23 protein-coding genes are annotated in these 23,617 nt (G+C 68.9%); 17 read left to right on the top strand and 6 right to left on the bottom strand.

The window, feature by feature from the left end:
* Positions 1–14: 14 nt before the first annotated feature.
* Together ABID97_RS00275 and ABID97_RS00270 are read left to right on the top strand one after the other, a co-directional pair.
* Positions 15–659, top strand: a complete 645-nt coding sequence (locus tag ABID97_RS00275) for an SIS domain-containing protein (protein WP_354396610.1) — start codon at positions 15–17, stop codon at positions 657–659.
* Positions 656–1,414 (top strand): BON domain-containing protein, encoded by a 759-nt coding sequence (locus ABID97_RS00270; protein ID WP_354396609.1) that lies wholly within the window; start codon positions 656–658, stop codon positions 1,412–1,414. Before ABID97_RS00275 ends, ABID97_RS00270 begins: the two co-directional genes overlap by 4 nt.
* Positions 1,415–1,462: 48 nt before the next feature.
* On the opposite strand, the gene ABID97_RS00265 is transcribed toward ABID97_RS00270, so the two are convergent.
* Genes ABID97_RS00265 through ABID97_RS00255 form a run of 3 tightly spaced genes read right to left on the bottom strand, consistent with a single transcriptional unit; the run spans position 1,463 to position 4,620 of the window.
* Positions 1,463–2,371, bottom strand: a complete 909-nt coding sequence (locus ABID97_RS00265; RefSeq protein WP_354396608.1) for an NAD(P)-dependent oxidoreductase — start codon at positions 2,369–2,371, stop codon at positions 1,463–1,465.
* Positions 2,372–2,412: 41 nt separating this feature from the next.
* Entirely contained in the window at positions 2,413–3,549 is a 1,137-nt protein-coding gene (locus ABID97_RS00260; RefSeq protein WP_354396607.1) for a PilT/PilU family type 4a pilus ATPase, read from the bottom strand.
* 27 nt (positions 3,550–3,576) lie between these two features.
* Positions 3,577–4,620, bottom strand: coding sequence for a type IV pilus twitching motility protein PilT (locus tag ABID97_RS00255; protein ID WP_354396606.1), 1,044 nt, complete (start codon positions 4,618–4,620; stop codon positions 3,577–3,579).
* Between the two features lie 51 nt (positions 4,621–4,671).
* On the opposite strand from ABID97_RS00255, the gene ABID97_RS00250 reads away from it, so the two are divergent.
* On the top strand, positions 4,672–5,358 hold the full coding sequence (locus ABID97_RS00250) for a YggS family pyridoxal phosphate-dependent enzyme (RefSeq protein WP_354396605.1): 687 nt from the start codon (positions 4,672–4,674) through the stop codon (positions 5,356–5,358).
* Here the strand turns inward: ABID97_RS00250 and ABID97_RS00245 are convergent.
* Positions 5,355–5,828: an Lrp/AsnC ligand binding domain-containing protein gene (locus tag ABID97_RS00245; RefSeq protein WP_354396604.1), complete on the bottom strand. Its 474-nt coding sequence runs from the start codon at positions 5,826–5,828 to the stop codon at positions 5,355–5,357. The two genes, ABID97_RS00250 and ABID97_RS00245, sit on opposite strands and share 4 nt — an antisense overlap.
* A gap of 88 nt (positions 5,829–5,916) precedes the next feature.
* On the opposite strand from ABID97_RS00245, the gene ABID97_RS00240 reads away from it, so the two are divergent.
* The 14 genes from ABID97_RS00240 (at position 5,917) to ABID97_RS00175 (ending at position 20,486) form a co-directional block, all read left to right on the top strand.
* Positions 5,917–8,889, top strand: a complete 2,973-nt coding sequence (locus ABID97_RS00240) for an L-glutamate gamma-semialdehyde dehydrogenase (protein WP_354396603.1) — start codon at positions 5,917–5,919, stop codon at positions 8,887–8,889.
* Between the two features lie 138 nt (positions 8,890–9,027).
* The gene (locus ABID97_RS00235) at positions 9,028–10,302 is read left to right on the top strand and encodes a Glu/Leu/Phe/Val family dehydrogenase (protein ID WP_354396602.1); all 1,275 of its coding nucleotides are present in this window, start codon (positions 9,028–9,030) and stop codon (positions 10,300–10,302) included.
* A gap of 33 nt (positions 10,303–10,335) precedes the next feature.
* The gene (locus ABID97_RS00230) at positions 10,336–10,989 is read left to right on the top strand and encodes a nucleoside/nucleotide kinase family protein (protein ID WP_354396601.1); all 654 of its coding nucleotides are present in this window, start codon (positions 10,336–10,338) and stop codon (positions 10,987–10,989) included.
* An 88-nt stretch (positions 10,990–11,077) separates the two neighbouring features.
* Positions 11,078–11,806, top strand: coding sequence for a DUF2242 domain-containing protein (locus tag ABID97_RS00225; RefSeq protein WP_354396600.1), 729 nt, complete (start codon positions 11,078–11,080; stop codon positions 11,804–11,806).
* Positions 11,807–11,938: 132 nt separating this feature from the next.
* Positions 11,939–12,454, top strand: a complete 516-nt coding sequence (locus ABID97_RS00220) for an RDD family protein (protein WP_354396599.1) — start codon at positions 11,939–11,941, stop codon at positions 12,452–12,454.
* Positions 12,455–12,475: 21 nt separating this feature from the next.
* Positions 12,476–13,198, top strand: a complete 723-nt coding sequence (locus ABID97_RS00215; RefSeq protein ID WP_354396598.1) for an RDD family protein — start codon at positions 12,476–12,478, stop codon at positions 13,196–13,198.
* Positions 13,195–14,187 (top strand): stage II sporulation protein M, encoded by a 993-nt coding sequence (locus ABID97_RS00210; RefSeq protein ID WP_354396597.1) that lies wholly within the window; start codon positions 13,195–13,197, stop codon positions 14,185–14,187. Before ABID97_RS00215 ends, ABID97_RS00210 begins: the two co-directional genes overlap by 4 nt.
* Entirely contained in the window at positions 14,177–14,908 is a 732-nt protein-coding gene (locus ABID97_RS00205) for a hypothetical protein (RefSeq protein WP_354396596.1), read from the top strand. Before ABID97_RS00210 ends, ABID97_RS00205 begins: the two co-directional genes overlap by 11 nt.
* Positions 14,895–15,677: a DUF4129 domain-containing protein gene (locus tag ABID97_RS00200; protein ID WP_354396595.1), complete on the top strand. Its 783-nt coding sequence runs from the start codon at positions 14,895–14,897 to the stop codon at positions 15,675–15,677. The genes ABID97_RS00205 and ABID97_RS00200 overlap by 14 nt, the downstream gene beginning before the upstream one ends.
* On the top strand, positions 15,674–16,927 hold the full coding sequence (locus ABID97_RS00195) for a DUF4350 domain-containing protein (protein ID WP_354396594.1): 1,254 nt from the start codon (positions 15,674–15,676) through the stop codon (positions 16,925–16,927). The genes ABID97_RS00200 and ABID97_RS00195 overlap by 4 nt, the downstream gene beginning before the upstream one ends.
* 13 nt (positions 16,928–16,940) lie before the next feature.
* On the top strand, positions 16,941–17,936 hold the full coding sequence (locus tag ABID97_RS00190) for an AAA family ATPase (protein ID WP_354396593.1): 996 nt from the start codon (positions 16,941–16,943) through the stop codon (positions 17,934–17,936).
* A gap of 25 nt (positions 17,937–17,961) precedes the next feature.
* The gene (locus ABID97_RS00185) at positions 17,962–19,323 is read left to right on the top strand and encodes a DUF58 domain-containing protein (RefSeq protein WP_354396592.1); all 1,362 of its coding nucleotides are present in this window, start codon (positions 17,962–17,964) and stop codon (positions 19,321–19,323) included.
* 47 nt (positions 19,324–19,370) lie between these two features.
* Positions 19,371–19,925 (top strand): DUF805 domain-containing protein, encoded by a 555-nt coding sequence (locus ABID97_RS00180; RefSeq protein ID WP_354396591.1) that lies wholly within the window; start codon positions 19,371–19,373, stop codon positions 19,923–19,925.
* A gap of 18 nt (positions 19,926–19,943) precedes the next feature.
* Positions 19,944–20,486 (top strand): DUF805 domain-containing protein, encoded by a 543-nt coding sequence (locus tag ABID97_RS00175; protein WP_354396590.1) that lies wholly within the window; start codon positions 19,944–19,946, stop codon positions 20,484–20,486.
* Here ABID97_RS00175 and rocF read toward each other — a convergent pair.
* Both rocF and ABID97_RS00165 read right to left on the bottom strand, forming a co-directional pair.
* Positions 20,483–21,406 (bottom strand): arginase, encoded by a 924-nt coding sequence (gene rocF, locus ABID97_RS00170; RefSeq protein WP_354396589.1) that lies wholly within the window; start codon positions 21,404–21,406, stop codon positions 20,483–20,485. The genes ABID97_RS00175 and rocF overlap by 4 nt on opposite strands.
* Entirely contained in the window at positions 21,403–23,460 is a 2,058-nt protein-coding gene (locus tag ABID97_RS00165; RefSeq protein ID WP_354396588.1) for a prolyl oligopeptidase family serine peptidase, read from the bottom strand. Before ABID97_RS00165 ends, rocF begins: the two co-directional genes overlap by 4 nt.
* Positions 23,461–23,617: the final 157 nt, after the last annotated feature.

The raw sequence follows: 23,617 nt of genomic DNA, 5'->3' as shown, positions 1-23,617 counted from the left end.
TATCATCGCGCCCCATGCTCGAGCAACGGATTCAGCAACACTTCATCGATAGCGCCGACCTCAAGTACCAGGCCGGCCCAGTCCTCAGCAAACCGATTTCGCAAGCCATGCAGGCCCTCTTGGCCTGCGTGACCAGCGGCGGCAAGGTGCTGGCCTGCGGTGCGGGCGTGTCGGGCCTGCTCGCGGCCCAGTTCGCGGCGCATTTTGTCGGCCGCTTCGAGCGCGAGCGGCCCGAGCTGGCGGCCATTGCGCTGCCCGGCGACAGCACCGATCCCACGGCCGACAGCGCCAATGCGATGGACGCCGACCGCTTTGCGCGCCAGGTGCGCGCGCTCGGCCAGGCCGGCGACGTGCTGCTGGCCCTGAGCGCCAGCGGGCAGTCGGCCGCCGTGCTGGCGGCGGTGCTGGCCGCGCACGAGCGCGACATGACCGTGGTCGCGCTGCTCGGCAATGCCAGCGCCGGCCAGCCGGCCACGCCCGGCGCGGGCAGCACCGGAACCGGCGGCGCCATCGGCCGCGCGCTGCGCGAAACCGATGTACAGATTGGCGTGTCGCACGAACGTGCGGCGCGCATCCACGAAGTCCACCTGCTCGCACTGCATTGCCTGTGCGACGGCGTGGATGCCCAGTTACTCGGAGAACAGGAAGCTTCCACATGACGACGACACCGTTCCAACGCCTCGCCATTGCAATTGCCTCGGGCGCCGTGCTGGTGGCCGGGCTTTCGGCCTGCGTGCCGCTGGTGGTCGGAGGGGCCGCCGCGGTAGGCATGGGCATGGTGGCAACCGACCGCCGCAGCTCGGGCGCCCAGCTCGACGACCAGGGCATCGAGCTGCGGGCCGCCGCCCGTGTGCGCGAGATTGCCAACGACAACATGTACGTGAGCGTCACCAGCTACAACCGCCAGGTGCTGCTGACCGGCGCCGTGGGCAGCGAGGGCGACCGCCGCCGCGTCGAAGACCTGATTCAGCGCGTGGACAACGTGCGCTCCGTGGTCAACGAGCTCACCATCGGCGCGCCGAGCACCTTCCAGGAGCGCTCGAACGACGTGTTCATCAGCGGCAAGGTGAAGGCCTCGCTGCTCGACGCCAAGGACATCTTCGCCAATTCGTTCAAGGTGGTGACGGAGCGCGGCGTGGTCTACCTGATGGGCATCGCCACGCGGCGCGAAACCGACCGCGCGACCGACATCGCACGCGGCGTTTCCGGCGTGCTGAAAGTGGTGCGGGTGGTCGAGGTGGTGAGCGAGGCCGAACTGGCGAGCCAGGCGCAGCGCGGCGGTACGGGGGCGCCGCCTCCTGCGTCCATGCAATCGTCGCCGCCGCCATCGTCGGGTTCGCGCGTGCCGCTGCCGCCGATGGAACCGCTGGCGCCGGCCCAGCCCGGCGGTGCGACGACTACGCCGGTGCGCTGACCCCCTGACCCCGGTCCCCAGTAAGAAGCCCGCTTGCGCGGGCTTCTTTTACTTCAGCCGGGTGATCAGGCTCGAAGTGTCCCAGCGCTTGCCGCCGGTCTGCTGCACGTCGGCATAGAACTGGTCGACCAGGGCGGTCACGGGCAGCCGCGCGCCGTTGCGCTTGGCCTCGTCGAGCACCAGGCCCAGGTCCTTGCGCATCCAGTCCACGGCAAAGCCGTAGTCGAACTTGCCTTCGATCATGGTCTTGCCGCGGTTGTCCATCTGCCAGCTCTGGGCCGCGCCCTTGCCGATCACCTCGAGCACCATCTTCATGTCCAGGCCCGCGCGCTGCCCGAAGGCAATGGCTTCGGAGAGGCCCTGCACCAGCCCGGCAATGGCGATCTGGTTGACCATTTTTGCGAGCTGGCCGGCGCCGCTCGCGCCCAGCAGCGTCACGGCGCGCGCAAAGGCGTCGATCACGGGCTTGACCTGGTCGAAGCTCTTCTTGTCGCCACCGCACATGACGGTGAGCGCGCCGTTCTGCGCACCGGCCTGGCCGCCGGACACCGGCGCGTCGATGAACTGCAGGCCGGCCGCCTGCGCCGCGTTCGCCAGCTCGCGCGCCACGTCGGCCGAGGCGGTGGTGTGGTCGACGAAGACGCTGCCCTTCTTCATGCCCGCAAAGGCGCCGTTCGGGCCCAGCACCACGGCGCGCAGGTCGTCGTCGTTGCCGACGCAGCTGAACACGATGTCGGCGCCGGTGGCGGCTTCGCGCGGCGTGGCGGCATGCCGTCCGGGCGCGCCGAATTCGGCCACCCAGGCCTCCGATTTCGCCGGCGTGCGGTTGTAGACGGTGACCGTGTGGCCGGCCTTGGCCAGGTGCCCGGCCATGGGGCCGCCCATGACGCCAAGGCCCAAAAACGCCACGTTGCGGGCGGGTGCGGATTCGTAGGTGCGGGAGTTGATGCTGCTCATGGGCGAGAGCTTAAGCCCAACGCGGCGCCCGCGTCACGCGCCTAGACGATGGCGAAGTGCTCGGTGCCGGCAGCCAGGTCGGTGCTGCGCGCACGCTGGCTGTTGAGCTTGATCTGAAGGCGCAGGTCGTTGGCCGAGTCGGCGTTGCGGATCGCATCTTCGAAGGTGATCGAATGGCTTTCGAACAGGTCGAACAGCGCCTGGTCGAAGGTCTGCATGCCCAGGTTGCGGCTCTTGCGCATGATCTCCTTGATCTCGCCCACTTCGCCCTTGAAGATCAGGTCGGAGATGAGCGGCGTGTTCAGCAGCACCTCGACCGCCGCCACGCGGCCAAGGCCGTCTTCGGTGGGAATCAGGCGTTGCGAAACCAGCGAGCGCAGGTTCAGAGACAGGTCCATCAGCAGCTGGGCGCGGCGCTCTTCGGGAAAGAAGTTGATGATCCGGTCCAGCGCCTGGTTGGCGCTGTTGGCGTGCAGCGTGGCCATGCAGAGGTGGCCGGTTTCGGCAAAGGCCACCGCGTGCTCCATGGTCTCGCGGTCGCGGATTTCACCCATCAATATGACGTCGGGCGCCTGGCGCAGCGTGTTCTTGAGCGCGGCTTCCCAGCTGTCGGTGTCGATGCCCACTTCGCGCTGCGTCACCACGCAGTTCTTGTGCGGGTGCACAAATTCCACCGGGTCTTCCACCGTCACGATGTGGCCGTAGGAGTTTTCGTTGCGCCAGTCGATCATGGCCGCCAGCGTGGTCGACTTGCCCGAGCCCGTGGCGCCCACCATGATGGTGAGGCCGCGCTTGGTCATCGACACGTCCTTCAGCACCTGCGGCATGCCCAGCCCGTCGATGGTCGGCAGCTTGGCCGGAATGGTCCGCAGCACCATGCCGACCTTGCCCTGCTGCACGAACGCGTTCACGCGGAAGCGGCCGATGCCGGTCGGCGAGATCGCGAAGTTGCACTCCTTGGTGCGCTCGAACTCCGCCGTCTGGCGGTCGTTCATGACCGAGCGCGTGAGCGCCAGCGTGTGCTGCGCGCCCAGCGCCTGCTGCGACACCTTGGTGACCTTGCCGTCCACCTTGATGGCGGGCGGAAAGTCCGCGGTAATGAACAAGTCGCTGCCGTTGCGGCTCACCATGAGCTTGAGCAGGTCGTTGATGAACTGGCTGGCTTGATCGCGTTCCATGATGTCGGTGCTCCGAAGGGCTGGGGATCAGCCTGGGAAATTCTCGGGGATCTTGGCCTTGCCGCGCGCTTCCGCGGCAGAAATGGCACTGCGGCGGACGAGCTCGGTCAGGTTCTGGTCCAGCGTCTGCATGCCGGCGCCCTGGCCGGTCTGGATGGCCGAATACATCTGCGCCACCTTGGCCTCGCGGATCAGGTTGCGGATGGCCGGTGTGCCCAGCATGATCTCGTGCGCCGCCACGCGGCCCTGGCCGTCCTTGGTCTTGCACAGCGTCTGCGAGATCACGGCCTGGAGCGACTCGGACAGCATGGCGCGGATCATTTCCTTTTCCTCGCCCGGGAACACGTCGATGATCCGGTCGATGGTCTTGGCGGCCGACGAGGTGTGCAGCGTGCCGAACACCAGGTGGCCGGTTTCGGCCGCGGTCATCGCGAGGCGAATGGTTTCCAGGTCGCGCAGCTCGCCCACCAAAATGGCGTCGGGGTCTTCGCGCAGCGCAGAGCGCAGGGCGTTGGAGAACGAGAGCGTCATCGGCCCGACCTCGCGCTGGTTGATGAGGCACTTCTTCGACTCGTGCACGAATTCGATCGGGTCTTCCACCGTGAGGATGTGGCCGTACTCGTTTTCGTTCAGGTAGTTGACCATGGCGGCCAGCGTGGTCGACTTGCCCGAGCCCGTAGGCCCGGTCACCAGCACCAGCCCGCGCGGCTTGAGCGCCAGTTCCGCAAAGATCTTGGGCGCGTTGAGCTGCTCCAGCGTCAGGATCTTCGAGGGGATGGTCCGGAACACCGCGGCCGCGCCGCGCGCCTGGTTGAAGGCGTTGACCCGAAAGCGCGCCAGCCCGTCGATCTCGAACGAGAAGTCGACCTCCAGAAACTCTTCGTAGTGCTTGCGGTGCGTGTCGCTCATGATGTCGTACACCATGGCGTGCACCGCCTTGTGGTCGAGCGCATCGACGTTGATGCGCCGCACGTCGCCGTGAACGCGGATCATGGGCGGCAGCCCGGCCGACAAGTGCAGGTCGGAGGCTTTGTTCTTGACGCTGAATGCCAGCAGTTGGGTAATGTCCACGGGGATCCTCGGCTCGAGTTCAGTGACGTTTTGATACGATTTTGGAAGATTATGACGATGATTGGCGACGACCTCCAGCAAGTAAAGAGCCGGATCGCAAAGGCTTGTGTCCAGGAGGGCCGCGACCCGGCCCAAGTCCGGCTGCTGGCGGTGTCCAAGACCTTCGGCCCGGAGGCCGTGCGCGAGGCCCATGAAGCCGGCCAGCGGGCCTTCGGCGAGAACTACGTGCAAGAGGGGCTGGACAAGATCGAGGCGCTGGCCGACCTGCGCGCGGAACTCGAGTGGCACTGCATCGGCCCTCTGCAAAGCAACAAGACGCGGCCCGTGGCCGAGCATTTCGACTGGGTGCACGGCATCGACCGGCTGAAGATCGCGGAGCGGCTTTCGGCCCAACGGCCGGCGCATCTGCCGCCGCTGAAGGTGTGCCTGCAGGTCAATGTGGACGGCGGCGCCAACAAGTCCGGCGTGCCGCCCGAAGAGGCTTTGCCGCTGGCGCGCGCTGTGGCGGCTTTGCCACATCTGACGCTGCGCGGGATCATGGCCATCCCGGAACCGGCGCCCGATTTCGCCGCGCAGCGCGAACTCTGCCTCCGGGCCCGCGCGGTCTACGACGCGATTCGCGCCGACGGCATCGCGCTCGACACGCTGTCGCTGGGCATGAGCGCCGACCTCGAAGCGGCCGTGAGCGCGGGCAGCACGATGGTGCGCATCGGCACCGCGATCTTCGGCCGCCGCTAGATGTCGAGCGGCAGGCGCGCGCTGCTTTTCACTTCTTCCATCACCGCGTAGGTGCGTGTTTCGCGCACGCCGGGCAACTGCCAAAGCACCGTGCCTGCAAAGTTGCGGTAGGCGGCCATGTCGGCCATGCGGGTCTTGAGCAGGTAGTCGAAGCCGCCCGCGACCATGTGGCATTCCATGATTTCGTCGCGCACCTGCACGGCCGCCCTGAACTGGTCGAACACATTGGCGGTGGTGCGGTCGAGCAGTATCTCGACGAACACCGTGAGCCCGCGGCCCAGCTTGAGCGGATTGAGCCGCGCCTCGTAGCCCAGGATGAAACCCTCGCGCGTGAGCCGCTGCACCCGCGCCAGCACCGCGGTGGGCGAGAGCGCCACCGCCTCGGCCAACTTGAGGTTGGTGATGCGGCCGTCTTCCTGAAGAATCTTCAGCAGGCGGAGATCGATCCGATCCAGGTCCAAGTCTGACATCGGTGAATTATCCGGTGGACGCCTCGTTTTTTGGCAAAAGATTCGGTCTATATCCAAAGACCATAGGGGATAGAACCAAGGAACTGCCATGCACCTGCCCATCCCTTACCGGCCCGAAGCCGAAGTCGTCTCGCACCGCCTCGCCTCCCTCGAAGGCGCGCTCGACTGGAGCGCCGCGGCCGCCACCGCGCGGCCCTGGGTGGAGGCGGTGCGCCGCCATCCGCCGCCCTTCTGGGCCATGGAAAGCCTGCTGCGCGAATACCCGATCTCCAGCGCCGAGGGCTTGGCATTGATGCGGCTGGCCGAAGCGCTGCTGCGCGTGCCCGACGCCGCCACGGCCATCGCGCTCACGGCCGACCAGCTGGGCCGTGCCGATTTCGACGGCGCGGCCGATTCCACGCTGTCGCGGCTTTCTTCGGCGGCCATCGCGATGTCGAAGAAGTTCTTGCCCGAGGGCGACCACCCGCCCGGCCTCATGGCCAAGCTCGGCGCGCGCACAGTTGTCGCCGCCACGCTGCGCGCGGTGCAGTTGCTCGGGCGCCAGTTCGTGCTGGGCCAGACCATCGCCGAAGCCATGGACGAGGCGCGCTCGGCACACCGCCGGCACGATGCGCTGCGCTTCAGCTACGACATGCTCGGCGAGGGCGCACGCACCGACGCCGACGCGCTGCGCTACCTGGACAGCTACACGCACGCCATCCGCGCCATTGCCACCGGCGCCGATGCGGCGCGCGCGCCCGAGCACAACGACGGCATCTCCATCAAGCTCAGCGCGCTGCATCCGCGCTATGAAGAGGCGCAGCGCGAGCGCGTGATGCGCGAACTGGTGCCGCGCGTGTGGCAGCTGTGCGAGCTGGCGGCGGCGGCCAACCTCAACCTCACCATCGATGCCGAGGAAGTCGACCGGCTCGAACTCTCGCTCGACGTGTTCGAGGCGCTGGCCGCGCGCGTGGCCGCCGGGCAGCCGCAGTGGCGCGGCTTCGGCCTGGCGCTGCAGGCCTACCAGACGCGTTCGCTCGAACTCATCGTCCATGTCACGGCGGTCGCGCGCAGGCACGGGCTGCGGCTGATGTGCCGCCTGGTCAAGGGCGCCTACTGGGACGCCGAGATCAAGCGCGCGCAGGAACTCGGGCTGCCGCACTACCCGGTGTTCACGCACAAGCACCACAGCGACATCAGCTACCTGGCGTGCGCGCGTGCGCTGCTTTCGGCGCCCGACGCGGTCTATCCGCAATTCGCCACGCACAACGCGGGCACCATCGCAGCCATCCTGCAGATGGCCGAAGCGGCGGGCGCGCCGTTCGAGCTGCAGCGCCTGCACGGCATGGGCGAGGGCGTGTACCGCGAAGTGATGAAGCGCACCGCCGCCCCGGTGCGCGTGTATGCGCCCGTGGGCCAGCACAAGGACCTGCTGGCCTACCTCGTGCGCAGGCTGCTCGAGAACGGCGCCAATTCGTCGTTCGTGAACCAGCTCGGCGACGATTCGGTGGACATCGAGGAACTGCTCACGTCGCCGCTGTGGCTCGAACCCACGAACCCGGCCTTGCCGCTGCCGCCGGAGCTCTTCGGGCCCGCGCCCGCGCGGCGCAACAGCGAAGGCGTGGACCTGGCGGTCGAATCGATGCGGGCGCCGCTGCTGGGGGCCCTCGCGACCACCCACGTTCCGGCGGTCGAAGAATTCAAGGCGGGCGAAGCGTTGAAGGCCGTGGCCGCCAGCGCCGCCGCCTTCCGCAGCTGGCGCAAGACGCCGGTCGAAACACGCGCCGCCATGCTGCGCCAGGCGGCCGATGCGCTCCAGCGCGAACTGCCGCGCTTCTGCGCACTGCTGGTGAAGGAGGCCTTCAAGACCTGGGGCGACGCGGTGGCCGAAGTGCGCGAAGCCATCGACTTCTTGCGCTACTACGCCGACGAGGCCGAACGCATCATGCAGCCCGTGGCACTGCCCGGTCCCACGGGCGAGAGCAACGAACTGCGGCTCACTGCGCGCGGACCCTGGGTCTGCATCAGCCCGTGGAATTTTCCGCTGGCGATCTTCATGGGCCAGGTGGCGGCGGCGCTGGCCACGGGCAACACCGTGCTCGCCAAGCCGGCCGAGCAGACGCCCGCCGTCGCACTCGAAGCCGTGAAGCTGCTGCATGCGGCGGGCGTGCCGGCCGATGCGGTGCAGCTGCTGCATGGGCCGGGCGACACGGTGGGCGCGGCGCTGGTGGCGGCGCCCGGCGTGGCCGGCGTGGTGTTCACCGGCTCGACGCAGGTGGCACGCATCATCCATCGCGCGCTGGCCGCCAAGGACGGCCCCATCGTGCCGCTGATCGCAGAGACCGGCGGCATCAACGCGATGCTGGTCGATTCGAGCGCGCTGCCCGAGCAGGTGGTCGATGCGGTGGTGCAGAGTGCGTTCCGCTCGGCCGGCCAGCGCTGCTCGGCGCTGCGCCTGCTGGTGCTGCACGACAGCATCGCCGATGCGGTGATCGAGATGATCCGCGGCGCGGCCGGTGAGCTGGCTGCGGGCGACCCCGCACTGCTCTCGACCGACGTGGGGCCGGTGATCGACAGCGAGGCCGCGGGCAACATCCGGCGCGAGCTGGCGCGGCTCGATGCGGAGGCGAAGCCGCTGCTTCCATCGGCGGCTTCTCCGGCCGGGGGCAACCTGCTTGCGCCCCAGGCCTACGAGGTGCGGTCCATCGACGGCGTGACGAGCGAGATCTTCGGCCCGGTGCTGCAGATCGTGCGCTGGGGCCATGGCGCGCTGGTCGACCCCGCGGACGTGATCGATCGCATCAATGCGCTCGGCTACGGCCTCACGCTCGGCATCCAGACCCGCATCGATTCGCGCGCCCAGGCGCTGGCCACGCGTGCGCACGTGGGCAACATCTACATCAACCGCAACATCATCGGTGCGGTGGTCGGCGTGCAGCCCTTCGGCGGCGAGGGCCTGAGCGGCACAGGGCCCAAGGCCGGCGGGCCGCACTACTTGTACCGGTTCTGTGCCGAGCAGACGGTCACGGTCAACACCACGGCGGCCGGGGGCAATGCGGCGCTGCTGAGCGCGGTGGCGTAGGCCTCTTCGCCGGACCCGGGCGGGTCGGCCGGTCAAGCCGCTCTTGCATAACCCGACAGCGCGGCGCGCATAAGCCATGGCGCAGCGGACGGGAGAGGTCTATTGTTGCGGCCATCCGTTCAAACCAAGGGATCTCCCATGAGTGAAAAGCTCTCCTTCGTCAATCCGACCGCCAACAGCCCCTGGGGCACCTACCTCTCGCAGGTCGACCGCGTGGTGCCCTACCTGGGCCCGCTGGCCCGCTGGGTCGAGACGCTCAAGCGCCCCAAGCGCGCGCTGATCGTCGACGTGCCGATCGAGATGGACGACGGCACCATCGCCCACTTCGAGGGCTACCGCGTGCAGCACAACATGAGCCGCGGCCCGGGCAAGGGCGGCGTGCGCTTCCACCCCGACGTCACGCTGGAAGAAGTGATGGCGCTGTCGGCCTGGATGACCATCAAGACCGCGGCCGTCAACCTGCCCTACGGCGGCGCCAAGGGCGGCATCCGCGTCGATCCCAAGAAGCTGTCGCTGCAAGAGCTCGAGAAGGTCACGCGCCGCTACACCAGCGAGATCGGCATCATCATCGGCCCGCACACCGACATTCCCGCGCCCGACGTGAACACCAACGCGCAGATCATGGCGTGGATGATGGACACCTACTCCATGAACGTCGGCGGCACCGCCACCGGCGTGGTCACCGGCAAGCCGCTGCACCTGGGCGGTTCGCTCGGCCGCGTCAAGGCCACGGGCCGCGGCGTGTTCGTTACCGGCCGCGAGGCGGCGCGCCGCCTGGGCATGGACCTGCGTGGTGCGCGCATCGCGGTGCAGGGCTTCGGCAACGTGGGCTCGGTCGCGGCCGAACTCTTTGCCGAGGCGGGCGCCAAGATCGTCGCGGTGCAGGACCACACCGGCACCATCGTCAACCCCAACGGCCTCGACCTGGCCAAGCTGGTGCCCATCTCACGCACCGACGGCGTGGTCGGCTTCAAGGCCGGCGGCGACATCGTGCCGAACGAGGACTTCTGGAACGCGGCCTGCGACATCCTGATTCCCGCCGCGCTCGAAGGCCAGATCACCGCCGAGCGTGCGCAGAAAACCACCGCCAAGCTGGTGCTCGAAGGCGCCAACGGCCCGACGGTGCCGGTGGCCGACGACATCCTGGCCGAACGCGGCGTGCTGGTGGTGCCCGACGTGATCTGCAATGCCGGCGGCGTGACGGTGAGCTACTTCGAATGGGTGCAGGACTTCTCGTCCTTCTTCTGGGACGAGGACGAGATCAATGTGCGCCTGGACCGCATCATGATGAACGCGCTGAACCAGATCTGGGACACGGCCGACAAGCACAAGATCTCGCTGCGCACCGCTACCTACGCGGTGGCCTGCGAGCGGATCCTCACGGCCCGCCAGGAACGCGGCCTGTATCCCTGATATCGGAGCAAAGGAGGGTTGTACGCTCGGGGGATGAGCACCGTTCCCGCGCAACAACTTCCTTCCATTCCCGCCGATAGCCTGGCCCGCCTGCAGGCCCTCCTGGCCAGCGGGCAGCGCAAGCTGCTCGGGCTGGTCGGCGCGCCGGGCGCGGGCAAGTCCACGCTCGCGATGGCGCTGCTTCAAGCGGCGGGCGTGGGGCGCGCACAGGTGGTGCCGATGGACGGCTTTCACCTGGCCAACGTCGAGCTGCAACGGCTCGGCCGCGCGCACCGCAAGGGCGCTCCCGACACCTTCGACAGCGCCGGCTACGTGGCGCTTCTGCAGCGGCTGCGCGAACAGGGGGCGGACGACCCCATCGTCTACGCGCCCGAGTTCCGCCGCGAGATCGAGGAGCCGATCGCCGGCGCCATCGCGATGCTGCCCGGGACCCAGCTGGTCATCACCGAAGGCAACTACCTGCTGCACGCCGACGGCCCCTGGGCCGGCGCGGCAGCCCTGCTCGACGAGACCTGGTACGTGGACATCGACGATGCCGTGCGCGAAGCGCGCCTGCTGAAGCGCCACCAGCAGTTCGGCCGCAGCGCCGAGGCCGCGCGCGAATGGGTCGACCGCACCGATGCGCCCAATGCCCGGCTGATTGCCGCGACGCGCGGGCGCGCGCACCACGTGCTGCACTGGTCCTGAAAATTCTTGCGGCAGGGCGGGGAACGCCGGCCGCGCGCACGGCTCGAAGCTTCGCCGGCGCGAGACGCCGGTTAGGATTCGCCGCTCCATGACCATGCCCCTTCGCTTCTCATCTTCTTCTACCGCTTTCGCCCCTGACGCAGCTTCCGCGTTTTCCGTTCTCCGCACGCCGGTCCTGGTCCTCGGCCTGTTGTCGGCCCTGCTGCTCACCGCTTGCGCCGGCAGCCCGCGCCGGGTGTCGTACGAGACCGAGGAGTTCGACTCCACCACCACCCACACGCGCACCTATGGCGCCACCGAGGCCCAGACCTGCGAAGCCGCGCGCCGCGCGCTGCTGAGCCAGGGCTACATGATCAGCGCGGCCAATGCCGACCTGGTGACGGGGCGCAAGAGCTTCCAGCCGGCCTCCGAGGTGCATGTGGAGGTCGAGTTCCGCGTGGTGTGCGCGCGCGAAGGCGGCAAGGCCGGCAAGCGCAGCACCGTGGCGTTCGCGACCGCGCTGCAGGACCGCTACGGCATCAAGAAGGTCAACAGCTCGGCCAGCGTGGGCGTCGGCGCCTTCGGCTCTCTCTCGCTGCCTTTTGCCGGCAGCGACGACGCGATGGTCAAGGTGGCCAGCGAGACGCTGACCGACGAGCTCTTCTACGACCGCTTCTTTGCGCTGCTCGACCGCTTCCTCGAAGGGCAGGGCGGCGTGGAGCCCGACGTGCCCAGCGTCGCGCCCGAGGCGCCGCGGATTTCTGCGCCCCCTGCGCCCGCTGCGCTGCCCGCGCCGGCCACGGCCTATCCGGTGAAGCCGGTTCCCAACCCTGACTGAACGGCCGCCCGGCCTTCGGCTTGCGTATCCGCAACACCTGCAGCGCGCCACTGCGCGCGCTGTTCCATAAAAACGCTATTGAAAGAAGCTGCCTACTAGAATCTCGGAAAAATCAATTCTCAGGGGGGAATCATGGACGAACAGTCGCAGGATGCGCGCTACGCACCGCCTCGGTCTCATGTGGAGGATGTGCGCCAGGAGGGCGCGCAGCCCGGCCAGCTCGCGTCGCGCGGCAAGCGCCTTTTAGCCTCCATAGTCGATGGGCTCATCGCCGCCGGGACGCTGTGGCTGATTGCAAAGAACACACCCTTCAATCCCTGGCGTGACGCCGGCCTGAGCCTCTGGGCGCCGCAGTTCGTGAGCCTCGCTATCGGTTTCGCCGTCTTCCTGGCGCTGCATGGCTACCTGCTCGCCACCCGCGGGCAGACCATCGGCAAGGCACTCTTCAAGCTGCGGATCGTTCGGCCCGACGGCTCACGCGCCTCCGTCGGCCGCGTCATTGGCCTGCGCTATGCCGCGCCCTCGCTGCTGCACGTGGTGCCTGTCATCGGGCAGGTGTTCGCGCTGGCAGATGCCCTGTTCATCTTTCGCGAATCGCGCCGCTGCCTGCACGACCAGATCGCGGACACCATCGTCGTGCAGGCCTGAGCTCGCAAGAGTGCCGCCCCGGTGCGCCTCGACACGCTCCACACCGCAGAGACTCCCGAAGGCATTGCGCTTTCGCTGCGCCCTGCCGGCATCGTCGCGCGCGGGCTGGCCTACCTGATCGACTTCGCGATCCGGCTCTGCATCTTCTTCGGCCTTGCCATGCTCTTCGGCGCACTGGGCAAGCTCGGAGGCGCCGTGCTGTTGATCAGCTACTTTTGCCTCGAGTGGCTGTATCCCGTGGTGTTCGAACTCACCCGGGCCGCCGCGACGCCGGGCAAGCGCGCGATGGGCCTGCGCGTGGTGATGGATTCGGGCCTGCCGGTCACGCCCGCCGCGGCGTTCACCCGCAACCTGCTGCGCGCGGCGGACTTCATGCCTTCGTTCTACTTCGCGGGCCTGGTGTCGATGCTCTGGCGCTGCGACAGCAAGCGGCTGGGCGACCTTGCGGCCGGCACGCTGGTGGTGTTCAGCGACCAAGTGAACCTGCACGGCGACGTGCCCGCGGCCGAGCCCCAGGCGCCGGCGCGCCCGCTGTCGGCGCAGGAGCAGCTGGCCGTGGTGTCCTGGGCCGGGCGCGCGACGCGGCTCACACCCGAGCGCTTCGACGAACTCGCGCGCATCGCCGAGCCGGTGCTGGCCCCCGGTGCCATCGGCGCCGGCGCCTCGCAGCGCCTGCTCGAGGTGGCGCAGTGGGTGCTGGGCCGGCGTGCCGTCGCAGAGGCCAGGGAAGGACGCAAGCAATGACCCCGCTGGATTTCGAGGCGGCCTACGCGCCGATTTGGGCCGAACTTGAACAGGTGATCGGCGTGGCCGAGAGCAAGCGCAAGTTCGACGGCGCCCGCCTCGCGACGCTCTATCGCCGTGTCTGCGAGCACCTGGCGCTGGCGCAGGCGCGGGCCTATCCGATCCACCTGACGCAACGGCTCGAGGCACTGACGCAGAACGCCCACCGGCTGGTCTACCGGCGCCACGACTACGGCATGGCCCGGTTCGCCCGGCTCGCGCTGGTCGATTTTCCCGAGGCGGTGCGGGCGCACCGCGCATTCCTGTGGGCGGCGGCCTTGATGTTCCTGCTGCCGCTGGTGGCGGCGGGCTGGGCGGCGTATCGGGACCCCGGCTTCATCCTGCACCTGCTCGACGCCGGCGACGTGCAGCAGTTCGACGCCATGTACGGCGACGGCGCCGAAGCGCTCGGGCGCAAGCGCGAAGCCGACGACGACTGGGAGATGTTCGGCTACTACGTGATGCACAACATCGGCATCGGCTTCCGCTGCTTCGCGGCCGGCATCTTCGCCGGCGTGGGCAGCGCCGCGGTGCTGGTGTTCAACGGGATCCAGATCGGCGCGGTCGGCGGCTACCTGGTCGCGGCGGGACACGCCGGGAACTTCCTCTCCTTCGTCGTCACCCATTCGGCTTTCGAGCTCACGGCCATCGTGCTGGCCGGCGCGGCTGGCTTGCGCCTCGGCTACGCCTGGCTTGCGCCCGGCCGCCACACGCGGCTCGAGGCGCTCAGGCTCGCGGCGCGGCACGCGGTGGTGATCGTCTACGGCGTCGTCGGGCTGCTGCTCGTCGCGGCGGCCGTCGAGGCCTTCTGGTCTTCGGCGCGCTGGGTGCCGCCGGCCGTCAAGTACGGCGTGGGCGGCGCCTGCTGGCTGATGGTGCTGGCGTACCTGGGCTGGCAGGGACGGCCGCGTGCCGGCACCTCCGCCATGAAGGAGCGCCATGCAGGTTGACGGCCTCGCGATCGCGCTGCGGCCCCGCACCATGGCGGAGGCGGCCGACCTGGGCGCCGCCCTCGTGCGCAAGCACGCGCGCTCGATCTGGGCGACCTTTCTGCCGGTCTACCTGGTGGTGGTGTTCCTGGCGCTGTGCAGCATCGAGATCGCCAACTGGCTGCCGCCGGTGGTGATCTTCTGCCTCAAGCCCTGGCTGGACCGCAGCCTGCTGTTCGTTCTTTCGCGGGCGGTGTTCGGGCAGGGCACGCGCTGGGCCGACCTCTGGCGCGAGCGCCGGTCCGTCTGGGGCGGGGAGTTGCTGCGGTCGCTGCTGTGGCGGCGCCTGTCGCCATGGCGTTCGTTCACCCAGGCCATCGACCAGCTCGAAGGCCAGCGCGGCAGTGCGCGGCGCAAGCGGCGCGCCCAGTTGCTGCGCGGGCGGCGCGGTGCGGCCATGGGCACGCAGCTGGTGTTCGGCAATGTGGAGGTGGCGCTTCAGATCGGCGTGCTGTCGCTGCTGCTCTGGTTCGCGCCCGAGGGCAGCTTCAGCGGTGCCTATGCCTGGCTCACGGAATCCGAAAGCACGCTCAACGGCATCGTGTTTGCCCTGGTCGGCGCCGCGGTGGTCGGGGTGCTGGAGCCGTTCTTCGTGGCGGCGGGCTTCGCGATGTACCTGAACCGGCGCGTCGAACTCGAAGCCTGGGACATCGAGCAGGAGTTCCGGCATGCGTTCCGCTAGAACCCGGCTGCGCTTGCTGGCCTGGGCGTTCGCCATCGCCGGTGCGGCTGGTGCGACCGGTGCCGCGAGCGCTGCCGCGCCCGCGCCGGCGCAGGCGCTGACACGGGAACAGGTCAACGCGGCGGTCGAACGGCTGCGCGCCGATCCCAACCTGCCGGGCACCAGGACCGAACGGAAGCTGCGCTTCAAGGACAGCGACGCGAAGGAAGAAGAGACCAAGAAGAAAGAGGGCAGCGTCGGCTGGCTGCGCGACATGGTCAAGGCCGTGGCCGAAGGCGCGCGCTGGCTCGTGTGGGGGCTCGCCGCCTTGCTGCTCGCGTGGGTGCTGCTGCGCATCCAGGGCTGGGTACGGGTCCGCGCCGAACGCGGCCGGCCGGCGCACGGACCCTTGCCGAGCCATGTCGGGAGCCTCGACATCCGGCCCGAGAGCCTGCCCGACGACATCGGCCTGGGTGCCGCCGAACTCTGGCGGCGCGGCCAGCAGCGGGCGGCGTTGTCGCTGCTGTACCGCGGCGCCCTGTCGCGCCTCGTGCACGTGCATGCGGTGCCGGTGCGCGCCGCCAGCACCGAGGGCGAATGCGTGGCACTGGCGTCGGGCCGGCTCGCTCCGGCCGCGCAGGGCTTCTTCGTGGCCCTGGTCGATGCCTGGCAGCTGGCGGCCTACAGCGGCCGGCTGCCGTCCACGGCCGAGGTTCTGGCGGTCTGCGGCGAGTTCGACCGGCATCTCTCGCCGGCTGCGGCACCGGTCGCGGCGGAGGCAACCCGGTGAGCCCGTGGCTGGCCCGGACCGTGGTGGCGCTGGCGCTGGCCGGCGTGGGCGCGTGGCTGGTTTCCGCCACCGAGTGGGCCGACACGGAGGTGTCGACGCCGGCGAGCGGCCAGGCCAGGACCGACCCGTTCTATGCATTGCAGGTGCTGCTGCGCGAACTCGGCGTGGCCGTGGTCCGGCGCGACGCCCTCGACGCCCTGCCGCCGCCGCAGGCGAGGCTGGTGCTGGCCTCCAACTACTGGGACCTGTTCCCCGAGCGCACGCAGCGCCTGCGCCTCTGGGTGGAGCAGGGTGGCCATCTGGTGCTGCCGAATCACCTGGTCGACAACGAGCAACTGAAAGGCTGGCTGCCGCTGGTGGCCGAGACGCCCGACGAGGCCGATGAAGACGACGAGGACGACACGCCCCCGCCCGTGAAACCGGCCAGCCGCGCGCGCAAACCCGGCGCCCACGCGCTGAAAGATGCCAATTGCCGCGACGTGGCCGAGCCCCAGGCGGTGCCGGCGAGCTTTGGGGGCGGCCGCGGTTTCACGCTCTGCGGCGTGGGCTCCGATGTCCGCTATCGCCCGTCGGACGAGCGGGCAGCGGCGCTGTGGTCGGTCGAGGACGCCGGCGACCTCGCGGCCGTCCGGGTCCGCGTCGGCCGCGGCACGGTCACGGTCGTGCCCTGGGGCTTGCAGACCAATGCCAACCTGGGCCGCGCCGACAACGCGCTGTTCATGGCCGCTGCGTTCCAGCTGCGCACCGGCACCGAAGTCTGGCTCGTCGCCGAGGAAAAACGCGAGCCCTTCATGCAATGGCTGTGGCATCGGGGCTGGGCCGCCTTGCTGCTGGGCATGCTGGCGCTGGCCGCCGCGCTGTGGCGCGCCGCGGTGCGCTTCGGGCCGCTCGAACTGCCGGCGGGCGCGCACCGCCGCTCCATGGCCGAGCAGGTGCGCGGCACCGCGAGCTTCCTGCACATGCATGGCGCCGATGCGCTGCACACCGCGCAGTTGCGCGCACTCCAGGAGTGCGCCCGCCGGCAGGTGCACCGGTACGTCCAGCTGAACCCGGCCGCGCGCGCCGCAAGCATCGCCCGCGCCACGGGGCTGGATGCGGCGGCGCTCGAACGGGCCATGGCCACGCGCAAGCGCAGCACCGGCACGATGGCGCTCGATCTCGAATTGCTCGAGACCGCGCGCCGGCGGCTCGATGCCGCGGCGCCCGTGGCGGCCACTGATGCTTCCTTCCCTCCCTCCTCAACCCCTTGAACGCGAGACGCCCATGCAAGCCATCCACCCCGAAGAACTGACGCGTGCGGCCGAGTGGCTGCAGGCGCTGCGCGCCGAGATCGGCCGGGCCGTGGTCGGCCAGCTGGAGGCCGTCGACCAGACGCTGGTTGCGCTGGTGGCCTCCGGCCATGTGCTGATCGAAGGCGTGCCGGGGCTCGGCAAGACCCTGCTCGCGCGGGCGCTGGCGCAGGCCATGACCCTGCGCTATGCGCGCGTGCAGTTCACGCCCGACCTCATGCCGTCGGACATCACGGGCCATTCGGTGCTCGATCCTTCGGTGCGCGGCGAAAGCGGCATCGGTGCGCTGCGCGTGTACCAGGGGCCGGTGTTCACCAACCTGCTGCTGGCCGACGAGATCAACCGCGCGCCGGCCAAGACCCAGAGCGCCCTGCTCGAGGTGATGCAGGAGTACCAGGTCACGCTCGAAGGCAAGGCCATGCCGCTGCCCAAGCCCTTCATGGTGATGGCCACGCAGAACCCCATCGACACCGAGGGCACCTATCCGTTGCCCGAGGCGCAGCTCGACCGTTTCCTGCTGAAGATCGACATCGGCTATCCGAGCCACGGCGAAGAGAACGCCATCGTGCAGCTGACCACGCAGCAACGCGCCGGCAACCAGTTTCCGCTCGAGGCCGTGCGCGCCTGCCTCGACGAGACGCAGGTGGCCGAGCTGCAGCGGCTGGCCTGCATGGTGCAGGTCGACGAGCGGGTGATCGACTATGCGGTGCGCATCGCACGGGCCACGCGCGATTGGCCCGGCCTGTCGTCGGGTGCCGGACCGCGGGGTGCGATGGCGCTGGTGCGTGCGGCCCGCGCGGCCGCGCTCATGGCGGGCCGCGATTTCGTCACGCCTGACGATGTGGCGCGGCAGGCATTGCCGGCGCTGCGGCACCGCGTGATGATCTCGCCGGATGCGCAGCTCGAAGGCGTGAGCGTGGACGGCCTGCTGCGCGCCGCGCGCGACAGCGTCGAGGCACCCCGGCTGTGAGGCCTGGCGGGCAGGAAGAACGGTGATGCGCGTCGTTCCGATCCCCGGGCGGCTGCTGGTGCTGGCGCTGGCGGGCGCCGCCGTGCTGGCGTGCGCGGCGTTGCTGGCCGGCGCGCCGGTGGGCCGCGTGGCCGCGGTTGCCGGCGTGCTGCTGGGGCTCGGCGCCATCGGCGTGGGGGTGGATCTCTGGCGCAGCTGCCAGCTGTGGCGCGCGGCGCCGCTGCGCATCGAACGCAGCCTGCCGGGCGCGTTCTCGCTCGGCGTGCCGACCGTGCTGACGCTGACGCTGGTGAACGAAGGCCCGCTCGCATGGCGGGTGTCGGTGTTCGACGAACTCGATCCGCGCGTGGCCTTCGAGGGGCTGCCGCAGACGGTGACGGTCCCGCCCGCCGCGCGGCTCGAGCTGCGCTACACCGCGACCGCCATGCAGCGCGGGGTGGCGCAGTTCGGCGCCACGCAGCTGCGCTGGCGCACCCGCGCCGGCTGCTTCGAGATGCGCCAGACGCTGGGCGAGCCGCGCCGGCTGCGCGTGTACCCCAACTTTGCGGCGCTGTCGCGCTATGCCTGGCTCTCCGGCGACCGGCGGCTGGCGCAGATCGGCATCAAGACCTATGCGCAGCGCGGGCTCGGCACCGATTTTCGCCAGCTTGCCGACTACAAGACCGGCGACTCGCTGCGCCACATCGACTGGAAGGCCACGCTGCGCCATCGCCGTCCGATCGTGCGCGAGTTCCAGGACGACCGCGACCAGTGCGTGTTCTTCCTGCTCGACTGCGGCCGCCGCATGCGAGCCGACGAAGGCGGACTGGCGCAGCAGGCGGGCAGCCACTTCGACGAAGCCCTGAACGCATTGATGCTGCTCAGCTACGTGGCGCTGAAAGAGGGCGACGAAGTCGGCGCCATGACCTTCGGCAGCCCCAAGGAAGAGCGGCGCGACTTCGCTCCGCGCAAGGGCATGGCCACGCTCAATGCACTGATGAACCGGCTGCACGACATCCAGCCCGGTGCCACGCACTCGGACTACCTCGTGGCCGCGCAGCAGCTGCTGCGCGTGCAGCACCGGCGTGCACTGGTCATCGTGCTCACCAACTTCCGCGACGAAGACGCGGCCGAGCTGCGCCCGGCGATCAAGCTGCTGCGCCGCAACCACCTGGTGCTGGTCGCGAGCCTGCGCGAGCGTGTGCTCGGGCGCATTGCCAACCAGCCGATGGCCCAGGCGCGCGATGCGGTCGACGTGGCCGCGGCGCACCTGTTCGAGCAGTCGCGCAGGGATGCCTTTGCGCGCGTCGTCGGCAACGATCCGCTGTCGATCGACGTCGAGCCGGCCGATCTTGCCGTGGCGTTGGTGAATCGCTACCACGCGGTCAAAAGGGCTGGCCTTTTGTAGCGAGGCCTGCCCACAATGTTTGTTCAACAACAAAAGAGGAGAAGCGCATGTCGGAGATGGTGAATCCCTATGCCGCGCCGAGGGCGGAAGTGGCGGATGTGAATGTGCACGGCGGCGATGACCGCGTGCAGCCCGTGAAGCTGTGGTCCGCCAGGGGCCGGATCGGGCGCGCGCGCTTCCTGGCGTACATGCTTTATTCGTACCTGCTGTGCATTCTTGCGGCCACGCTGCTCGGCGGCGTCATCGGTTTTGCCGGCATGGGCTCGAAGACCGGCATTGCGGTCGTGACCGCCATCGCCGTGATTCCCTATTTCATCTTCTATGTGCTGGCGGGTATCCAGCGGTCGCACGACATGGACTGGTCGGGCTGGACGCTGTTGCTGGCGCTGATTCCGCTGGTGGCGTTCATCTGGGTCTTCAAGTCCGGCACGCAGGGCCGCAACCGCTTCGGCGCACCGCCGCCGCCGAACGGCCTTGGCGTGCTCATCGGCGCCTGGTTGCTTCCCCTCATCGCGGTCGTCGGCATCCTTGCCGCCATCGCGCTGCCGGCCTACCAGCAGTACACGGTCAAGGCCAAGGCCGCGCAGGCTGCAAGACCCTGAGGCAAGAGAGAAGTGAACATGCAGGCGACCAATCCCTATGCCGCGCCCGGGGTCGAGGTGGCGGACGTGCATCCGGGCCAGGCGGAAGTGCAGCCCGTCAGCTTCTGGTCTTACAGGGGCCGGATCGGCCGGCTGCGCTACCTGTCGTACAACGTGCTGGGCTACTTGCTGATCTCGATCGTGGTGGGCCTCATCCTCGCGGCTGCAGCAGGCATCTTTCGCTCGCATGACGTGATGGCGATGCTGCCATTGCTGCTCTTCATTTCGTACTCCGGGTTCTTCGTCCTGCTCTCCGTCCGGCGCAGCCATGACATGGGATGGACCGGCTGGAGCGCGCTGCTGTGCCTGATCCCGTTCGTGAGCCTCATCTGGGTGTTCTATCCGGGCACGAAGGGAGTGAACCGCTTCGGCGCACCGCCGCAGCCGAACGGCACCGGCGTCGTGATCGGTGCCGTGGTGGTGCCGATCATTGCAGTGGGCGGCCTCCTCGCGGCCATCGCGCTGCCGGCCTACCACGACTACACCGTCAAGGCCAAGGCCGCGCAGGCTGCCAGGCCCTAGCGCACCAGCGTCGACTTTCCGAACAGGCTCTCGATGAGTTCCACCGCCACCTCGGCGGTCTGGTTGCGCACGTCGAGCGCCGGGTTGAGTTCCACCACGTCGACCGAGCCGAGACGGCCGGTGTCGGCGATCATCTCCATGCACAGCTGCATTTCGCGGTAGGTCGGTCCGCCGCGCACGCCGGTGCCCACCCCGGGCGCGATGTTCGGGTCCAGGCAATCGAGGTCGAAGCTCACGTGCAGGTGGGTGTCTTCGTCCACGTCCTGCAGCGCCTCGGTCATGGTGGTGCGCATGCCGTGCTCGTCGATGTGGCGCATGTCGAACACATGCAGGCCGAGAGTGCGAATGGCTTCCTTCTCGTCCGCATCGACGCTGCGGATGCCGATGAAGCGGATCGCGTCGTGCTCGATGGCCGCGCGTTCGCCGCTCCAGCCGGTGAGCACGGCGGGCCCGTGGCCCAGCAGGCAGGACACCGGCATGCCATGCAGGTTGCCGCTCGGGCTGGTGGTTTCGGTGTTGACGTCGGAGTGCGCATCGAGCCACACCACGCGCAGCTTCTTGCCGCGCTTGCGCGCATGCCAGGCCACGGCGCTGATCGAGCCGATGGCCAGGCAATGGTCGCCGCCCAACATGAGCGGCACATGGCCGATGCCCATCGCGGTGTCGACCGCCGCATAGACGGAGCGGTTCCACGCGATCACCTCGTCGAGATGGCGCAGGCCATTGGCCGGTGCGGTCCAGGGCGTGGCCGGCCCGGCGAGATTGCCGCGGTCGAGCACGGTGAAGCCCTGCCGCGCGAGCGCTTCGGGCAGGCCCGCCACGCGCAGCGCATCTGGGCCCATGCCGGCACCGCGCACGCTCGCGCCGACGTCGGTGGGCGCGCCGATCAGTTCGAGGGTGGTGCCGTTGACGTTGCTCATGCCGTTGTCCGTCCGATGTGCTTCCAGAGATAGGCGTAGCCCAGGGCGTCCATGAAAGCCGACTCCTTGTTGTCCGACGCCGCACTGTGGCCGCCTTCGATGTTCTCGTAGAAGCTGGTGTCGTAGCCCATGGCCGCCAGCTTCGCGTGCATCTTGCGGGCATGCACGGGGCCCACGCGGTCGTCGCGCGTCGAGGTGGTGAACAGCGCCGGCGGGTAGGGCTGACCGGGCCTGGCATTCTCGTAGGGCGAGAAGGCCTGGATCCACGCCCATTCCTCGGGATCTTCGGGGTCGCCGTATTCGGCGATCCACGAGGCGCCGGCCGACAGCTGGGTGTAGCGCTTCATGTCGAGCAGCGCCACCTCGCTCACGATGGCGCCGTAGAGCGCGGGATACAGCGTCAGCATGTTGCCCATCAGCAGGCCGCCGTTGCTGCCGCCCATGGCGCCCAGGTGGTGCGGCGAGGTGATGTTGCGCGCAATGAGGTGCTGCGACACGGCCGCAAAGTCTTCGCAGGTGCGCAGCCGGTTTTCCTGCAGCGCGGCCTGGTGCCAGCGCGGCCCGTACTCGCCGCCGCCGCGGATGTTGGCGACCACGTAGACGCCGCCCTGCTCCAGCCAGGCGCGGCCGATGCTCCCGCTGTAGCTTGGCTGCAGCGAGATCTCGAAGCCGCCGTAGGCGTACTGCAGTGTGGGATTCTTTCCGTCGGCCTGCAGGTTCTTCGGCGCAATCTCGAAATAGGGCACGCGCGTGCCGTCCTTCGAGGTGGCGAAATGCTGGCTCACGCGATAGCGCGAGGCATCGAAGAACGCGGGGCTGTCCTTCAGCGGCTCGGGCTCGCCCTGGCCGATGGTGCCGATGTAGAGCGTGGTCGGCTGGAGGAAGCCGCTCACGGTCAGGAAATAGTCGTCGTTCTCGTCTTCGTCGATGGCGCCGGCCGCGATGGTCGAGAGTTCGGGCGCGCCGCCCAGGCTCTCGCGCTTCCATTCGCGCGATCCGGGCTGCGGGGTGAGCACCTCGAGCTTGTTCACCACGTCGTGCATCACATTGAGGATCAGGTGGTGGCGGGTCCACGAATGGTCGTCGAGCGCGGTGCTTTCGTCGGGCTCGAACAGCACCGTGATCTCGCGCTTGCCGGCCATGTAGTCGTCGAACCGGGTCGCCAGCAGCGAGCCCGGCTTGTAGGTGGTGCCGGCCACGGTCCACGGGCTGCGCGGCTCGACCAGCATCCACTCGCGCGTGATGTCGGCGTTGGCATCGTCGGGCACGTCGATCTTCGCGAGCCGGCCGTCGCTGCCGCGCAGCCAGGTCTCGCTGTCGTAGAAGTCCATCTGGCGCGACACGAAGTCGCGCTCGAAGCCCGGCGTGTTGTCGCGCCAGGCGCTGACCGTCATGTCGTCCATGCCGCCTTCGTACACCACCTGCGCGCTTTCGAGCGGCGTGCCGCGCTTCCACTCCTTCACGATGCGCGGATAGCTGGAACTGGTCATCGAGCCGGGCCCGAAGTCGGTTGCGACGTAGAGATGATCGATGTCTTTCCAGGCCACGCTGCTCTTGGCTTCAGGCAGCGTGAATCCGCCGGTGACGAACTGCCTGAGCTCGAGGTCGAACTCGCGCACCACGTCGGCATCGGCACCGCCGCGCGAGAGCGAGACCAGGCAGCGCTTGTAGCCGGGCTGCAGGGCCTGTGCGCCATGCCAGACCCAGTTCTCCTTCTCGGCCTCCGCCAGGGCGTCGAGGTCGATGACGGTTTCCCAGGCGGGCTGCGGCTCGCGATATCCAGCCAGCGTGGTGCGGCGCCACAGGCCCTTGGGGTTCTTCTTGTCGCGCCAGAAGTTGTAGAAGAACGGCCCGATCTTGCGCACCATCGGAATGCGCGCATCGGAATCGAGCACTTCGAGGATGCCTTGCTCCATGCGTTCGAAGGCGGGCGACCGTGCGTAGCGCTGCACCGTCTTGTCGTTCTGCTGGCGCGCCCATGCGAGCTGTTCGGCGCCGTCGATGTCTTCGAGCCACAGGAACTCGTCGGTCTGCGTGGAAGCGTTGGAAGTCATGGGCCCAGTGTACGAATCCCGCGTGAAGGCGGCATGCCGGCGCGAGCTATTGAATTCATAGCGACACGCGCGGGTCTCGGGACAAACCCGCGTTCAATGCTTCGGGCCCGGTTCGCGGGGCCGTGCACGGGTATCCTGCCGGACGGCGCCTGCGCAC

The organism is Variovorax sp. OAS795, assembly GCF_040546685.1.
Lineage (GTDB): Bacteria > Pseudomonadota > Gammaproteobacteria > Burkholderiales > Burkholderiaceae_C > Variovorax.
This window is presented reverse-complemented; position numbering and strand designations above follow the sequence as displayed.

Bases quoted from the DNA above. Each gene is read 5' to 3' on its own strand.
- ABID97_RS00275 (WP_354396610.1), top strand. From the start codon at position 15: ATGCTCGAGCAACGGATTCAGCAACACTTCATCGATAGCGCCGACCTC.
- ABID97_RS00270 (WP_354396609.1), top strand. From the start codon at position 656: ATGACGACGACACCGTTCCAACGCCTCGCCATTGCAATTGCCTCGGGC.
- ABID97_RS00265 (WP_354396608.1), bottom strand. From the start codon at position 2,371: ATGAGCAGCATCAACTCCCGCACCTACGAATCCGCACCCGCCCGCAAC.
- ABID97_RS00260 (WP_354396607.1), bottom strand. From the start codon at position 3,549: ATGGAACGCGATCAAGCCAGCCAGTTCATCAACGACCTGCTCAAGCTC.
- ABID97_RS00250 (WP_354396605.1), top strand. From the start codon at position 4,672: ATGACGATGATTGGCGACGACCTCCAGCAAGTAAAGAGCCGGATCGCA.
- ABID97_RS00245 (WP_354396604.1), bottom strand. From the start codon at position 5,828: ATGTCAGACTTGGACCTGGATCGGATCGATCTCCGCCTGCTGAAGATT.
- ABID97_RS00240 (WP_354396603.1), top strand. From the start codon at position 5,917: ATGCACCTGCCCATCCCTTACCGGCCCGAAGCCGAAGTCGTCTCGCAC.
- ABID97_RS00235 (WP_354396602.1), top strand. From the start codon at position 9,028: ATGAGTGAAAAGCTCTCCTTCGTCAATCCGACCGCCAACAGCCCCTGG.
- ABID97_RS00230 (WP_354396601.1), top strand. From the start codon at position 10,336: ATGAGCACCGTTCCCGCGCAACAACTTCCTTCCATTCCCGCCGATAGC.
- ABID97_RS00225 (WP_354396600.1), top strand. From the start codon at position 11,078: ATGACCATGCCCCTTCGCTTCTCATCTTCTTCTACCGCTTTCGCCCCT.
- ABID97_RS00220 (WP_354396599.1), top strand. From the start codon at position 11,939: ATGGACGAACAGTCGCAGGATGCGCGCTACGCACCGCCTCGGTCTCAT.
- ABID97_RS00210 (WP_354396597.1), top strand. From the start codon at position 13,195: ATGACCCCGCTGGATTTCGAGGCGGCCTACGCGCCGATTTGGGCCGAA.
- ABID97_RS00205 (WP_354396596.1), top strand. From the start codon at position 14,177: ATGCAGGTTGACGGCCTCGCGATCGCGCTGCGGCCCCGCACCATGGCG.
- ABID97_RS00200 (WP_354396595.1), top strand. From the start codon at position 14,895: ATGCGTTCCGCTAGAACCCGGCTGCGCTTGCTGGCCTGGGCGTTCGCC.
- ABID97_RS00190 (WP_354396593.1), top strand. From the start codon at position 16,941: ATGCAAGCCATCCACCCCGAAGAACTGACGCGTGCGGCCGAGTGGCTG.
- ABID97_RS00185 (WP_354396592.1), top strand. From the start codon at position 17,962: ATGCGCGTCGTTCCGATCCCCGGGCGGCTGCTGGTGCTGGCGCTGGCG.
- ABID97_RS00180 (WP_354396591.1), top strand. From the start codon at position 19,371: ATGTCGGAGATGGTGAATCCCTATGCCGCGCCGAGGGCGGAAGTGGCG.
- ABID97_RS00175 (WP_354396590.1), top strand. From the start codon at position 19,944: ATGCAGGCGACCAATCCCTATGCCGCGCCCGGGGTCGAGGTGGCGGAC.
- rocF (WP_354396589.1), bottom strand. From the start codon at position 21,406: ATGAGCAACGTCAACGGCACCACCCTCGAACTGATCGGCGCGCCCACC.
- ABID97_RS00165 (WP_354396588.1), bottom strand. From the start codon at position 23,460: ATGACTTCCAACGCTTCCACGCAGACCGACGAGTTCCTGTGGCTCGAA.